At 38.5% G+C, this 14,252-nt stretch carries 14 protein-coding genes and 1 pseudogene; 7 read left to right on the top strand and 8 right to left on the bottom strand.

The window, feature by feature from the left end; all coding sequences use genetic code 11:
* Nucleotides 1-177 precede the first annotated feature (177 nt).
* The 6 genes from FGD67_RS18655 to FGD67_RS18630 all read right to left on the bottom strand — a co-directional run bounded on the left by FGD67_RS18655 (nucleotide 178) and on the right by FGD67_RS18630 (nucleotide 6,174).
* Complete coding sequence (locus FGD67_RS18655; protein WP_257172544.1) at nucleotides 178-621, bottom strand: hypothetical protein; 444 nt, start codon at nucleotides 619-621, stop codon at nucleotides 178-180.
* A gap of 84 nt (nucleotides 622-705) precedes the next feature.
* Nucleotides 706-1,401, bottom strand: a complete 696-nt coding sequence (locus FGD67_RS18650; protein ID WP_257172543.1) for a 2OG-Fe(II) oxygenase — start codon at nucleotides 1,399-1,401, stop codon at nucleotides 706-708.
* A 139-nt stretch (nucleotides 1,402-1,540) separates the two neighbouring features.
* The gene (locus FGD67_RS18645; protein ID WP_257172542.1) at nucleotides 1,541-2,530 is read right to left on the bottom strand and encodes a tetratricopeptide repeat protein; all 990 of its coding nucleotides are present in this window, start codon (nucleotides 2,528-2,530) and stop codon (nucleotides 1,541-1,543) included.
* 14 nt (nucleotides 2,531-2,544) lie between these two features.
* Nucleotides 2,545-3,252: a phage tail protein gene (locus FGD67_RS18640; RefSeq protein WP_257172541.1), complete on the bottom strand. Its 708-nt coding sequence runs from the start codon at nucleotides 3,250-3,252 to the stop codon at nucleotides 2,545-2,547.
* Nucleotides 3,253-3,282: 30 nt separating this feature from the next.
* On the bottom strand, nucleotides 3,283-4,116 hold the full coding sequence (locus FGD67_RS18635; RefSeq protein WP_257172540.1) for a hypothetical protein: 834 nt from the start codon (nucleotides 4,114-4,116) through the stop codon (nucleotides 3,283-3,285).
* Between the two features lie 453 nt (nucleotides 4,117-4,569).
* On the bottom strand, nucleotides 4,570-6,174 hold the full coding sequence (locus FGD67_RS18630; RefSeq protein ID WP_257172539.1) for an ABC-F family ATPase: 1,605 nt from the start codon (nucleotides 6,172-6,174) through the stop codon (nucleotides 4,570-4,572).
* Between the two features lie 524 nt (nucleotides 6,175-6,698).
* Here FGD67_RS18630 and FGD67_RS18625 point away from each other — a divergent pair.
* From FGD67_RS18625 to FGD67_RS18615, 3 genes are all read left to right on the top strand, one after another.
* A complete protein-coding gene (locus FGD67_RS18625) occupies nucleotides 6,699-7,367 on the top strand; it encodes a PEP-CTERM sorting domain-containing protein (RefSeq protein ID WP_257172538.1) in 669 nt (222 codons plus the stop codon).
* A 72-nt stretch (nucleotides 7,368-7,439) separates the two neighbouring features.
* Nucleotides 7,440-7,892 (top strand): hypothetical protein, encoded by a 453-nt coding sequence (locus tag FGD67_RS18620; RefSeq protein ID WP_257172537.1) that lies wholly within the window; start codon nucleotides 7,440-7,442, stop codon nucleotides 7,890-7,892.
* Nucleotides 7,893-8,313: 421 nt separating this feature from the next.
* Nucleotides 8,314-8,982 carry an ABC transporter substrate-binding protein gene (locus tag FGD67_RS18615; protein ID WP_257172536.1) on the top strand — a complete coding sequence of 223 codons (669 nt, stop codon included), beginning with the start codon at nucleotides 8,314-8,316 and terminating at the stop codon, nucleotides 8,980-8,982.
* A 30-nt stretch (nucleotides 8,983-9,012) separates the two neighbouring features.
* On the opposite strand, the gene FGD67_RS18610 is transcribed toward FGD67_RS18615, so the two are convergent.
* The gene (locus tag FGD67_RS18610; protein WP_257175162.1) at nucleotides 9,013-9,897 is read right to left on the bottom strand and encodes a LysR family transcriptional regulator; all 885 of its coding nucleotides are present in this window, start codon (nucleotides 9,895-9,897) and stop codon (nucleotides 9,013-9,015) included.
* Between the two features lie 153 nt (nucleotides 9,898-10,050).
* Here FGD67_RS18610 and FGD67_RS18605 point away from each other — a divergent pair, with 153 nt between their 5' ends.
* On the top strand, nucleotides 10,051-11,220 hold the full coding sequence (locus FGD67_RS18605; RefSeq protein WP_257172535.1) for an MFS transporter: 1,170 nt from the start codon (nucleotides 10,051-10,053) through the stop codon (nucleotides 11,218-11,220).
* 117 nt (nucleotides 11,221-11,337) lie between these two features.
* Here the strand turns inward: FGD67_RS18605 and FGD67_RS18600 are convergent, their stop codons facing one another.
* Nucleotides 11,338-11,613, bottom strand: coding sequence for a GNAT family N-acetyltransferase (locus FGD67_RS18600; protein WP_257172534.1), 276 nt, complete (start codon nucleotides 11,611-11,613; stop codon nucleotides 11,338-11,340).
* Between the two features lie 224 nt (nucleotides 11,614-11,837).
* On the opposite strand from FGD67_RS18600, the gene FGD67_RS18595 reads away from it, so the two are divergent.
* The 3 genes and pseudogenes from FGD67_RS18595 to FGD67_RS18585 all read left to right on the top strand — a co-directional run bounded on the left by FGD67_RS18595 (nucleotide 11,838) and on the right by FGD67_RS18585 (nucleotide 14,224).
* Nucleotides 11,838-11,987: a DnaJ domain-containing protein gene (locus FGD67_RS18595; RefSeq protein ID WP_257172533.1), complete on the top strand. Its 150-nt coding sequence runs from the start codon at nucleotides 11,838-11,840 to the stop codon at nucleotides 11,985-11,987.
* A gap of 72 nt (nucleotides 11,988-12,059) precedes the next feature.
* A pseudogene (locus FGD67_RS18590) lies at nucleotides 12,060-13,380 on the top strand (IS4 family transposase).
* Nucleotides 13,370-14,224 carry a DnaJ C-terminal domain-containing protein gene (locus tag FGD67_RS18585; RefSeq protein WP_257172532.1) on the top strand — a complete coding sequence of 285 codons (855 nt, stop codon included), beginning with the start codon at nucleotides 13,370-13,372 and terminating at the stop codon, nucleotides 14,222-14,224. The pseudogene FGD67_RS18590 and the gene FGD67_RS18585 overlap by 11 nt, the downstream one beginning before the upstream one ends.
* The last annotated feature ends 28 nt before the right edge of the window (nucleotides 14,225-14,252 follow it).

The raw sequence follows: 14,252 nt of genomic DNA, 5'->3' as shown, positions 1-14,252 counted from the left end.
ATTGATACAAATAAATAGCTGTTATACCGTTCAGATGGATATATCTGGACGGTTTTTTATGGCACCTTTCTAAATATGATGCGTTATACCTTGCCTAAAACAACCACAGGAAGTTACATTTACTGTATTAAACTTTATAGCTATATCGATAATTTTAGCTATACAGATATGAACTGATCACATATTAATTGTTCGAATTAAAAAATAGCTAGGCCAAATTTCTCTGACCTCTCGCTCCCAACGCAGATCAACGTTGCCATTGGGTAATTGTAACAGCCAAAACTTCGCCCATTTTTGCACATTTTTACCCGACTTACTGAGCTTTAATGGTGAAAATCGGCGTTTATACTGATTACCTTTATATTCAAATACAGCGTTACTTCTGGCTCTTTTGTGCAGCAGATCTAACTCAGCACTAATCACTTCAACTTCTGACAGAGGTATGTACCCCTGCTCTTTTAAGCTAGCCAATATTGCTGCTTTCTTAATACTCACCTGCATATATTCATCTATATACGGGGTATATACCATGCCCGTTAAGCCATAAATAGAAGCAAGTTCACGATCAGCCAATGCCTTTAACGGTAGTAATTCTTGATTTACTTCACTTAGATCTCTCATAACATGAAGCCTTTTAGGCGACTTAACTAACTTAGCCAACGATGGTGCTCCCGTGATATAACGTTGCTTTCATATTCACTAACATTAGCGTGGTGGATCAATATTATTAGCAATACTGGTATTTAAACGAAACCAGCCCGCAATAGCATAGCGATCACGTAAAGCGGGTAACACTTCATGAGGGAATTCTTCACTTAAAAACACCACTATGGTACCAAAACTTGGTGTCACCGTGATTTTATTATGCTCAATAATTGCTGAATTAGCTAAAGATTGCTCATAAATTACTAATTCACCACCGTCATCACGCGACCAGTTTTGATTAAGATAAACCACCACTGATAACACACGGTTACCTTCGCCTTTAAATGCATCTTTATGTTTTTTATAAAAATCACCTTCAGCATAATGAGAGAAATGACTTTCAAAAGAAAACAATCCTAAAAACAAACGTTTATTTAAATACTCTTGTAGTAACCCCGCCCATTTAATCCAAGCACAACCGGCACTACTATTACCGTTTATCCAGCAAATTTCATCAGTACGAATAAAGTCATTAATGGTATGTTCTTTGGCTCGACCTATACCTGCTCGCTTAAAATTTTCACTTGGCAACTCTGTGATATGTTGTAATAACAGCGTGGTGAGATTTTCAGGCAAAGCGTAAGGACGAATACTGTGGCCTTTATCAATAACGTCATTAGCGATTAACTCAAAGAGTGATTCGAATTGTAATGGGTCATCATCGACAAGCGTCGCGTGAGCTAAGCTCAACGACATCCAGCCTTAGGGGATAGAACTAACATTTAGTTGTTAATCTAATAAAATGAAATATACGCCATGATAACACTGTGTCTCTGCCTTGAGGTAAACATTCGTTGTTAAAATGCAATTGAGTTTTCAACGCTATTTTTAAAGCCTATGGCGAGGCTAAATGATCAGTGATTTTTGTATCTAAACTCTTCTGCCAACTTACTGGCATTTGCAATAAAACTTGCTGTAATAATTGCTCTGAGACGTTTTTATCTGCTGTTAACTCTGATGAGGTTGATGATATTTTTGCCCACAAATAACTTTTTGCTAACAGCTGTTCTTTATTATTCTTTGCTTGTGTAAACTTTTGCCAATACAATAAAGCTGTTGGTATGTAAGCCTTTTGATACTTTCCTGACGCGGCTACTTCATACCAACGCAAGGCCTGATTTTCATCAACATCCATGCCAATACCTTGATCGTAAAACTGCGCTAAAAGGTAAGCTGAACTCGGTGATTTTACACTAGCAACCCGCTGTAACCAATTAAAAGCTTGCTGATAATCTTGAGGAAAGTATTGCCCATAGAAATACCATTGTGCCAGTTTTTTTTGCGCACTCACAGCACCTTGTTGAGCGGCTTGAAAACAGAGACGTTGTCCAGAAGTCACGTCAAGGTCAACACCATCACCGGAAAGTAATAACTCCCCCGCCTGACAAGCCCCCTCAGCTATCCCCTGCTCATACGCCTTTAAAAACCACTGATAAGCCAGTATTTTATTTTGTTCAACGCCCTGCCCGTCAAAAAAACACTGACCCAGTGCCTGCATTGCACCCGGCATATTATTTTTTGCAGCTTTTTGATACCACTGACACGCGATTGATCGTTGTGGTGACATCCCCCAACCCAAATCATAAAATAACGCGACATTAAACTGCGCAAGACCATTATCTAAATTGGCTTGCTCTTTAAAGGCAGCTAATGCGGCTCTATACTTTTGCTTTGCGAGTAAAGTCTGAGCATTGCGCAATGGACCCGCCCAATCATCAGTGTCGTTAGCAAAAGCAGGCGGCTTAAAGAATATGGATAGTAAAAGAAATACAAGGCCAAAAATTTTTCGACCTTGCTTCTGTTGATGTTTTACTGCTTTAGTCATTGTTACCAACGTAATTAACTGCGCGAAGGAAAAACACCTTGTAAGGCAATTAACCAAGTGAGCGAAAGGTAAGGGCCGCGAATATTAAAGCCCTGACTGCTACCATTATTATTCACCACGGTACTGGATGTGGAACTTACCTCAACACTTAAACTTAAAGCAATAGCATCAGCCCCCATATCAACGTTAGGTGCACCACTATTATAAATATTTTCTCGATTCGGACTATTAGCTAAAACCGCGTTAGTCGGCACGTTAGTTGTGCTGCTCGAGGCCAAAGCACGTAATGCTATCGTGGTAGCACTGGTGTCGACCGCATTGGTTGTCGTTGTCGTTGCGGTATGATTATGAACCGGCATTTGCAAAACATTTAAGCTATGAGTTTCTGCTCCGCCCTTTTGACCTAGACGATAATCACTAAGCCCTGGGCCACGCCCCTGACCTATAGGTGAGCGTCCACGTAAATCGGGCAAGCCGAACGTTGTTCGACCATCGCCGCCATAGGTCGTGCCTAGAATGGAAAATAACGCAGAGTTACTTGCAATAGCTAGCAATTGTCCTTCAGCTTTTGCCCAACTTCGAATGGTAAAATTACCACCAAAAGCACACATACCGCCAAGATAAGGCTGTGAAGAACAAGCAAACGCCTTCATCGGCATTGTGATAGCAGTGAGACTTAATCCTAAAATACAGCTTAATTTTATTACTTTTAATGTTTTCATTTTTATTTTCCTTAATGGATAAATAATAAATTAACGATTCATTCGGCGTTTAACCTGCAATAACGTAATCGCGACAATAAACAGTATGAAGGCACTAGGCTCAGGCACTTGTGAAGGGGGTTGTTGCCCACTGGTTAAATTATCAGCACCAATCACACTAATAAAGGCACTAGTGCGACTATTAAAAAAAGAATTTTCTGTAAAAGCTCCACCATCCATTTTTAATAGCGCAGAAAAGCTATTTGAAGCGTTAGCTGATAAGGTTATATCAAAAAGAAATGTGCCACTATCAGATAACGTAGCACCGCTAGTAGCTAAAGCAGTACCATTTTTTTTATCACCAAAAGCCGTATCCGAAGTTAAATCTGAAAAAAACATTTCAACAAGTAAGCTATTAAAAAGATTAATTTCAGCATCCATAAAAGCATCGTTGCCATCTGCATCAGCAAAATTTGAAAACGCTAATTCAAAAAAGACTTGATAGCTGTCAGTTGCCGAACTATTACTCAACGAAAAACCGATATCAAAGAAAAAACCAAGCATTGTGCTAGACACTCCAGACGCAGTCGAAGAGCCAATAGCACTAACGCCGACACCATCACCGTAATCTGTCAGCAGTCCACCTAAAGGATTAGCGCCCGTAGGGGTAACATTAGCAATCGATGTCAGTGTCGTGCCGCCGCCAATAACAAGTGACATATCGGCATTTTGACTGGCGTTACCTGTAGCAGAAGAAGAATTCACCGTATCGAATTCAACGTTACCGCTAATCATGAGATCTGGAGAAATTAAACTGGCTGTAACCGTAGGTGCAATAAAAATTAAAGCACATAGAATAGAGTAAAATCTTATAACTTTACGCATCCGTGTAATCCTTTTATAAGTGTTTGGGCTCAATAAGCAAGCTTTACGCCAGACCCCAAATTGCTCACAAAAGCAGCAACATATGCGATATTGAAAAATGCTTAAACCCAAAAGTGTAAGAAATACTGACAAATATAAAGCTACATAGAGGTATAGAGAGCCTAAATAATGACTTAGAATACAATATGATGACTTGGGGTTGTAATATGATGATTCAGACAGATAGTGAAAGGGAATACGGTTTATTAATTAAAAAACAATGACTTAGGCAATTTAAATAAACCAAGAACCTTAGCCCAGAAAATAAACAAAAGTAACATGATAGCCAAGCTATTAAGGTTAATTATCAACTAGATGAATTAAATTAGTAAAGTACGCTTACCATACCTTACTGGCGTTAATCGGCGTTAAGTTCACGAGTACTAGAACTTAACACCGGTGAAGCTTTAATAACTAAGCAATTTTCTTTACTTGTACTTGATTATCAAGGTATTCGTCTAATGAGCCTTGAAAATCAATTAACTTTTTATCTTTAATATCAATGATGCGGGTCGCTAAGCTTGAAACAAACTCGCGGTCATGGCTGACAAAGATTAACGTACCTTCAAAGTCTTTCAAGGCATTATTTAAGGCATCGATCGCTTCGATATCCATATGGTTAGTTGGCTCATCCATAATCAATACATTGATATCACCCATCATCAACATACCAAATAACAAGCGATTCTTTTCACCACCTGAACAGTTACGGGCTTTTTTATTGGCATCGTCATCGGTAAATAACATACGGCCTAACATGCCACGTACACTTAAATCATTATGACAAGGTCTACGCCATTGAGACATCCAATCCATTAAGGTGAGGTCATTATCAAAAAAGCGGCCGCTATCTTGTGGGCAGTAGCCTACTGACGCATTTTCTGACCATTTAACAACACCTTCAACATGCTCTAACTCACTCATTAAACAACGTAACAAGGTCGTTTTTCCGACACCGTTTTCACCAATAATAGCCAGTTTTGCGCCAGCTTCTAGTAGCAAGTTGCCCTTTTCAAATAATAAATTGCTATCAAAACCGTGACTTAAGTTTTCTAACTCCAATGCTTGACGGTGCATTTTTTTCCCTGGAGCAAAAGCAATTTTTGGCGTAATACGACTTGACGATTTAACATCATCAAGTTTAATTTTATCCATTTTTTTAGCACGAGAGCTTGCTTGTTTCGCTTTTGAAGCATTAGCGCCAAAACGGTTAACAAAGTCTTGTAGCTCAGCAATTTCTTCGGCTTTTTTTACATTACCTGATAATAACTGTTCACGTAGCAACGCTGATTGCTGTAAGAAGAACTCGTAGTTACCCGGGTAAATACGTAATTCACCGTAATCGATATCTGCCATATGGGTACAAACAGAGTTCAAGAAATGTCTATCATGAGAAATGATGATCATGGTGCACTTGCGCTTATTCAACTCACCTTCTAACCAACTGATAGTGTGAATATCCAAGTTGTTGGTTGGCTCATCAAGTAATAAAATATCTGGATTAGCAAATAAAGCTTGAGCAAGTAAAACACGTAACTTCCAACCTGGAGCGACTTGCTGCATTGACCCGTAATGAAAAGACTCTTCAATACCAGCTTCAAGTAAAATTTCGCCAGCACGGCTTTCTGCTGTATAACCGTCCATTTCAGCAAATTGGCTTTCTAAGTCACCAACACGCATGCCATCTGCTTCGCTCATTTCAGCTTGTGCGTAAATGGCATCTCTTTCTTGTTTAACTTTCCATAACGGCATATCACCCATGATCACAGTATCAATAACATTATGTGCTTCAAAAGCAAATTGATCCTGCCCCAAAGTACTGACTTTGTTGCCGGTACTTACTGATACATTACCTGAGCTTGGTACTAAATCACCACTCAATATTTTCATAAATGTAGACTTGCCACAGCCATTCGCGCCGATCAAACCGTAGCGGTGACCATTGCCAAATTTAGCCGAAATATTTTCAAATAACGGCTCTGCGCCAAATTGCATAGTAATGTTCGATGTAGTGATCAAAAGGTATTCCTATTTTCCGTTAACTAAACCCATTAACTAGTTTTCGCTAACAGATAGCGCTAACGGATAGTTTTAAAGTGAGAGTTAATACTGTAATTTTTAACAACTAAGCGAGTGTAAATATTAAACATCTGTCCAGTCATCATAATAAAGCCGCGCATTATACAGCAATATGACCTAGACCCCCATCGAAACTTTACTTTTCAGTGATTATTTTATAAACAGTCGTAGTATCTAGCGTTTTAGGGTGAATGTTTAAGATTTTGATAGGATTAAATTAATCTATGTTCTTATATTTCAAGGCTAAATCGACGCTTAATCCCTTAAGAAACCTTGCTAAGCCAAGGCTTTATTGTCATATTTTTTAACACATCCAAAGAAATACAAGCAGTTAAAAAAATTAAGGTGCTGTTTTTATTAAGCATATATGTAGCGGAATGTTTTTTGCATGTACGACCACTTACTTATAGTTTAAAATTACAAAAAAATTAATTAAAAAACTTTTAAATATAAAAGGAATACATGTGAAAGCATTGAAATCGTTATTGCTAACTTTTGGGTTTTTCATCACCGCCCAAGCTCAAGCAGGCTTTATAACCACAAATGAAACTGAGCTCGATGCTATATTTTCTCAAATCAGTTTTGCTAGCAAACCCATTGATATACGTATTGGCACAGCGACAGAACTCGTTCTCCCCAACTTAGTAGATATTACAACAGATGCCGAAGTGAATGAATTATTTAGCATGCATGTTGGCTTAGTTAATGTGGTAAATTTCTATTTTATAGACACTATTAGTGCATGTGGTGGCTTTTTGATTACTGGTATTGTCGGCTGCGGTGAAACGCCAGGTAATAATTTTGTTGTTGAATCAAGCTATGCAGCAGGTAGCTCTGGTGGTGAATTATTGGCACATGAATTAGCGCATAATTTAGGTTTAAATCATCAATCTGGCAACTACTTAATGAATGAATCACTCAATGGTCACACGACATTGACAACACTAGAAGTTGACCGTATTCACTCAAGTTCTTTAGTGCAAACTAATGGTCAAGAGTATTGGATTAACATTAACCCGGTATTGATTGTCGCTAGTGCTAGCACCCCTCTTCCTGTACCTGAGCCAAGCACGTTAATGCTTTTTTTACTTTCTTTCGGATTCATCTTTAAGAATGGTATAAAAAGAAAGTAAACAATTCAACTCAGTAATCCAACACTTGTTATCGTATACTACTAATAAGTGTTGGTACTCGATGGATTTATAATGCAACTTGGCAAATTAGTTTTAATTTTAGTGTTAACTGCCCTCTTTTATATCAGCTTTTCAAATAGCAACGATCAGCCGCCGCCTACTGACTGGCTTGAATTCTGCCCTTATCAACAATTATGCTTTCAACGACCGACAGATTTAATGCCTGGTGAAGTCGTTATTATTGACTCTATTGCAGGCCAACTCGATAGTGATAATATAAATTTAACTTACGATTTAGGTCAGTATTCTTCTACATTTAGTGAGTTAACTCTTGCAAGCACTGAAGCGATAGTTATTGACGGTTATCATGGTAAATTACTAATACAGGAAAGGAAAATGGCGCTTAGTGTGCCCAACATCTCCGGAAAAATAGGTTTTGCTATGCTAATTAACTTCAAAAATAATGTTGAGTTAGCTCAAGGCAGAAGAATATTTGAGTCAGTAAAATTTAACGTTAAGTCGTAATAATTTAGACAATAAAGCGATCTTTTGCTACCGCTGTTCTTAAGTTACCACGCACTTCAACTATATTCATAAATACTCATATACATAAAAGCCTATCAATTGGTTTTTCGACTTTTATAAACCTTATTGAGTAGATTATCACTCAAATTATTTAATGATGATATTAATGTTATTTTGTAACAAATGAAGACTGAAAATTAAATACCCACTAAAATTCAACAACTTGTTAAGATGCAAATCAATAAACCGTTAAAAACACTATTTCAATAGCTGACTGATTGTTATATCTTGCATGTAGTACAGTTTGCCTATAGTTGGGAATTAAGTTATTAAAATAACAATGAAAACCAAATCACTCCGGTGTTGTCTGCTTTTTGTGACAGTCTTGTTCTCTAGCATAATAAACGCAAAAGATATTCTGATGGCCTTCGGACAAAACATTCCCCCTTATGTATTTGAAAAGCATGATAAAGGCATAGAAATAGATATTATCTCTGCTGCGCTAGCCTATAAAGGTCATACCTTAAAACCACTCTACTTCCCTCTAGCACGTATGCCTATTGCTTTTAGAAATCAGCAAGTCGATGCCATTATGGGAGATATGGGCGTTGACCTTAAAGTGCATGGCGGTTTTTACGCTTCTTCTGCCGTTACCTACGACAATGTTTTTATTAGTCTGAAAAGAAATAATTTTTCTATATCAAAACCGAGCGACTTAGATAAGCTGCAAGTAGTTTCTTTTCAAGGTGCTGAAAAACGATACCCTAATTGGCTAAAAAAAGTCGAAAAAGAAGGTCGACTTTTTAGTATTAGTAATCAATTTACCCAAGTGAAATTATTGCATTTGGGACGCTACGATGTGGTATTAAGTGATCGCTATATTTTTAGGTACTTTGCTAAACGTATGAAGTTGTTAAATGTACTCACCTTAGATGATGTTGATGAACATACATTTACCATGGAAAGTCCTGATGATTATCGTCCGGTATTTAGAGATGAAAACATTCGTGATGATTTTAATTTTGGCTTAAAAAAATTAAAAGAAAGTGGTGAGTTTCAAAAAATATACAATCGCTATATGAGCTTATAATTGGATGATTTAATCAGTGATTATATCCAGCTAACCGAGTGTTAATCTCGGCTTAATAAAATCTAAAAATGCCGATATTCGCTTAGAAACACTTGATGATTGATAAAATACCGCGTTTATTTGCTCTCGATCTGTATTAAGTAATCGAGATGAATTTAACAGTGATATCAACGTACCCGAAGCAATATCTTTATGCACCATAAATCCGGACAAACACGCAATACCATTGCCTGATAAAGCTAATTGTCGGATAGCCTCACCATTACTGGCGGTTATTGAAGGGAGTATAGTTTCAGCACCTTTCATCGGCCATTTATTCAGTGATTTAATATCTGAAAAGCCAATAATATCATGGTGTTTTAAATCTAAAGGCTGTTTAGGAATACCTCTTTTAACGAGATATTCCGGTGCAGCCACAACATAGAGCGGGCTAGTACCTAATGCTCGAGCATGCAATGTAGAGTCTGCCAATTTACCGATACGAATAGCCACATCGGTTCTATTTTCAATTAAATCAATAAAGCCTTCATTCGATCTAAGTTCAAGTTCTATATCTGGATAAGCGAGCTTAAATGCTTGTATCAGTGGTATTAATTGATGAAATATAAAAGGGCTTGCAGCATTAATACGTAGTTTACCCGCCGGTAATTCACCATGGGTAATAATATCATTTTCAGCACTTTGCATAGACTGCAAAGCAATTCTTATGCTATTGACGAATTGCCTCCCTTCATCGGTCAGCTCAATTCTTCGTGTGGTTCTGGTTAGAATAGCAACGCCTAATTGTTTTTCTATTCTACTCACAGCACGTGAAACGCGCGCAACTTGAATATCTAACACATCGGCAGCAGCAGAAAAACCACCGGCATCGATCACACAAAGTAAAAGTTCTAAGTCATCTGAACGAGTTTTCAAATCAACATTCATATCATTTTCTACAAAAGTATATTGTTAAAGGCGTTATTTATCACAACAGTATAGCGGTTAATAATAACATCTTCAAAGTGATGTTGAGTTTATCAGCAAGCACTTCCCTTAATGTAAATTTGAATATATTTGGAGATTAATATGCCACTCGCATTACTTGCATTAGCACTCAGTGCTTTTGCAATCGGCACCACAGAGTTTGTTATCGTAGGTTTATTACCCACGATGGCACAAGACCTTAATGTATCTATACCGTCTGCTGGGCTACTGGTAAGTTTATACGCATTAGGCGTTGCCATCGGTGCGCCTGTGCTGACCGCGTTAACCGGTAAGTGGAAGAGAAAAATGGTACTACTATCAGTGATGGGCTTATTTGTAATGGGCAACTTAATTGCATGGCAAGCTCCTAGCTTTCAAGCTTTGATTGTTGCCCGTATTTTAACTGGATTAGCTCATGGTGTTTTTTTCTCTATTGGCTCAACTATTGCCACTGGCCTTGTTTCAAAAGAAAAAGCGGCAAGTGCTATTGCCATAATGTTTACTGGTTTAACCGTAGCGTTGGTCACAGGCGTGCCATTAGGCACTTATATCGGTCAACAATTTGGTTGGGAAGCTACTTTTTTAACCGTCTCTGCCTTAGGAATCGTTGCGATGATCGGTAGCGCAATCTTAATACCTAGTGATCTACAACAAGCAAAACCAGCTAAAATTTCAACACAATTAGAAGTGTTAACGCAGCCAAGATTGCTACTAGTTTATGCCATCACCGCTATCGGCTATGGCGGAACTTTCGTTGCATTTACTTACTTAGCCCCCATCCTTAACCAAATTACGGGTCTCGATACTAACGTTATTGGACTCGTCATGCTGGTATACGGTATATCAGTTGCCATTGGTAATATCTGGGGTGGCAAAATGGCCGACAAAATGGGGCCTATTAAAGCACTAACAATCATATTCATCGGACTTGCCGCTATACTACTGGCCTTTAGTGTCACGGCAGTAAACCCCTTAGCCGCTATAGTCACCATTTTAATTTGGGGCGCTTTTGCTTTTGGCAACGTACCCGGCTTACAAGTTTACGTGGTCAAGTTAGCCGAGAAATATACACCTGACGCCGTAGATGTCGCGTCAGGATTAAATATAGCGGCATTCAATGTTGGTATTGCTTTAGGGGCATGGGGCGGAGGAATAATTGTTGAACAGTCTGGCTTAATGACCACCCCTTGGGTTGGCGCAATGGTGGTGTTAATAGCACTGGCACTAACTCGCTTGAGTGGCACATTGGACAAAAAAACAATGACATCATAATTAAATAATGTCATTCACATAACGACAAAAAATTACACTCGGCAATTATTTCCTAGCAGTAGTCACGATATATTGCCGAGTTTTCAGTCATTAAAAAAGCTATTATCTAGATAGCGCTCAAACGAAAAACTTACTTGCTTGAGGATTTTTTTCCAAATATTTAACAATATAAGAGCACTGTGCCACGGCTTTTTTATGATCTTTTTTTATCTGTTGTAATACATCTTCTAGCAATTTTTTTGCAAGCCCTTTACCTGCTAGTGCATCGGGAACGATAGTATGAGTTAAATGCATATGGCCATTTTGCTCATCATAAGTAATGTAAGCTATATGACCATCAATATGGTATTCATAGTTAGACTCAGCCGCATTATGGATCAGTGTATAAGACATATATTTCTCTTTAATCGAATTAATATTATTTTAGTTAAACATCGCATATTTTCTCACAAGTGTCACATTGCTGACATTTAAATATTTTATTTACTTTATACTAGCACCATTAAATTAGACTATTTAATTAATCCTATTTAGCTATCAAGTGAAAGAGCAACAGCCTCTAGCCACAACAGTAACAATAATAGTTAACAGCAGATTTATTTACACAGGAGGTTACTGTGAATTATAAAGATTATTATAAAATTATGGACGTTGATAAAACCGCGTCTCAAGATGACATTAAAAAATCATATCGAAAATTAGCACGTAAATTTCACCCTGATGTTAGTAAAGAAAAAGATGCCGAAAGCCTAATGCCGATCAGTTAAGATAACGATCGGTTGACCGATCCAAAAGATCATGCAAAATCCGTAGTTAGGTAACTAACTACGGATTTTTTTGTGAATATTGAACAAGCACTACAGACGACACTTGAAGAAAGTAACCGATACCATACCTTCGAAAAACTATCAGAAATCCTTTCTCCTGAAATCATTGAACAAGGCTTTGAAAAGGCTGGCATTGCTACGGTTCGCAAACGTAGGCTACCACTGGAAGCGGTTTTATGGTCAGTGATTGGTATGGCTTTATTTAGAAAAAGAGTCTGTTTGGAATATCGCCACTAAGTTAGACATCATGTTACCTGGCAAGAGTCAGCTTGTTGCTCCCAGTGCTATGGTTCAAGCCAGACAACGCTTAGGCGATGATTCGGTTAAACAAGTCTTCAATAAATCTGCACAAGCAATGTATAAACAACACGAATTTGAAACATGGAATGGTTTGAACCTATTGGCTGTGGACGGTGTGGTCTGGCGAACACCTGACACCCCAGATAATCGTAAAGCATTTTCTTCTGGCAGCAACCAATATGGTGACACAGCCTTTCCACAAATCCGTATGGTCTGCCATATGGAGCTTACCAGTCATCAACTACTCAGTAGTGAGTTTGATAATTACAAAACGAATGAAATGAAGCTAGCTGAGCGTTTGATTGAACGCACACCTGATAACTCTCTTACTATGTTTGATAAAGGATATTATTCACTTGGGATGCTTAATCGTTGGCACCAAACGGGGAGTGATCGACATTGGTTGATCCCAGCAAGACCGGACTTACAGTATGAAATTATCACATCGGTTGGTAAAAATGACCATATCATTGCATTGAAAACAACAAAGCATGCACAAAAGAATTTTCCAGATGTACCTGAAATCATTAACGCCAGATTAATCAGTAAAACAATAAAGGGTAAAAGCTATCGCATATTAACGTCAATGACAGATAGATTGCGGTTTCCTGGCGACGAAATTGTTGAGTTATACTGCCATCGATGGGAGATAGAACTCGGGTTTAGGGAAATAAAACAAACGATGCTTAATAGTGCATACCATTTGAGAAGTAAGCGTCCTGATATGGTTCGCCAGGAGCTATGGGGCGTATTACTCGCCTATAATTTAATACGAATAATTATGACGATGGCGGCGAAAGAAACAGGTATATGGCCAAATCAGCTGAGTTTCTCGAGTAGTTCGATGGCAGTGGTTCAGTATTTTTCGTCAATATCAATAATGAGCCCCGGTAATATTCCTATGCATTGGGATCATTTACTTAAAACCCTGCTCTTATTCAAACTTCCGACGAGGCGGGAAGATAGAAAATATCCCCGCTGGGTGAAACCCAAACCATCTAAATACCCTCATAAAAAGAAAAATGCCAGTTAGCTTAACTGACTGGCATTATGCCGAAAGCCGCTTTAAAGACATCAATGAAGCCTATGAAGTGCTACGTGACAAAGAAAAACGCGCAGCCTACGACCAACTGGGTAGTAACTGGCAAGGTGGACAATCAGGTTTTACACCACCACCAAATTGGCAAGAGCAATTTCATCAAGGTAGTGGTAGCTTCAACAGTGCCGGGCAAGGTGATTTTAGTGATTTTTTTGAATCCTTATTCGGTAGCGGCTTTGGTGGAAACCAACATACAACAGGCTCTCATCATTCCAGTCACCGAGCGGCAAAAGGACAAGATAGCCAAACAAAAATCATGATTGATTTACAAGACTCCTACACCGGAGCAACGCGAAACCTTACTCTACGTGAGCAGGTTGCAGGTCCGCGCGGGCAAATGCAAACGAAAGAGCGCACGCTGAAAATCAATATTCCAAAGGGTATTAAAGCCGGTCAAAAAATTCGTTTGCAAAAGCAAGGTGAAGCTGGCTTTGCTGGTGGAGCCAATGGCGACTTATATATCGAAGTTGGCTTTAATCCCAACCCTTTATATAGCGTTGAAGGAGCAGATATCACCACAGAGCTCGCCATTAGCCCATGGCAAGCGGCTTTAGGTGATAAAATAAAACTACCAACACCAACAGGCACCATAGATCTGACCTTGCCAAAATTGACCAGTAGTGGCAGTAAAATGCGCTTAAAAGGCCGTGGTTTGCCTGGTAAAATTGTCGGAGACTTTTTTGTGAAGCTAAAAGTTGCTCTACCAAAAAGCTTAACTGAGGAAGAGCAAGCACTATATCAACAGTTAAAAGAGCTTGCAGAGAAAAGAAAGCCATAAGTTTAAAGCTGTCAGCTTTGAGTAACTG

This window comes from Colwellia sp. M166, from assembly GCF_024585285.1.
Taxonomy (GTDB): domain Bacteria; phylum Pseudomonadota; class Gammaproteobacteria; order Enterobacterales; family Alteromonadaceae; genus Cognaticolwellia.
The sequence above is the reverse complement of the archived record's forward strand: the minus strand, read 5'-3'. Positions and strand labels throughout refer to the sequence as shown.

What these genes read in the sequence shown, in the direction of transcription:
- FGD67_RS18655 (WP_257172544.1), bottom strand. Translation starts at nt 621, where the DNA reads ATGAGAGATCTAAGTGAAGTAAATCAAGAATTACTACCGTTAAAGGCA.
- FGD67_RS18650 (WP_257172543.1), bottom strand. Translation starts at nt 1,401, where the DNA reads ATGTCGTTGAGCTTAGCTCACGCGACGCTTGTCGATGATGACCCATTA.
- FGD67_RS18645 (WP_257172542.1), bottom strand. Translation starts at nt 2,530, where the DNA reads ATGACTAAAGCAGTAAAACATCAACAGAAGCAAGGTCGAAAAATTTTT.
- FGD67_RS18640 (WP_257172541.1), bottom strand. Translation starts at nt 3,252, where the DNA reads ATGAAAACATTAAAAGTAATAAAATTAAGCTGTATTTTAGGATTAAGT.
- FGD67_RS18635 (WP_257172540.1), bottom strand. Translation starts at nt 4,116, where the DNA reads ATGCGTAAAGTTATAAGATTTTACTCTATTCTATGTGCTTTAATTTTT.
- FGD67_RS18620 (WP_257172537.1), top strand. Translation starts at nt 7,440, where the DNA reads ATGCAACTTGGCAAATTAGTTTTAATTTTAGTGTTAACTGCCCTCTTT.
- FGD67_RS18615 (WP_257172536.1), top strand. Translation starts at nt 8,314, where the DNA reads ATGGCCTTCGGACAAAACATTCCCCCTTATGTATTTGAAAAGCATGAT.
- FGD67_RS18605 (WP_257172535.1), top strand. Translation starts at nt 10,051, where the DNA reads ATGCCACTCGCATTACTTGCATTAGCACTCAGTGCTTTTGCAATCGGC.
- FGD67_RS18600 (WP_257172534.1), bottom strand. Translation starts at nt 11,613, where the DNA reads ATGTCTTATACACTGATCCATAATGCGGCTGAGTCTAACTATGAATAC.
- FGD67_RS18585 (WP_257172532.1), top strand. Translation starts at nt 13,370, where the DNA reads ATGCCAGTTAGCTTAACTGACTGGCATTATGCCGAAAGCCGCTTTAAA.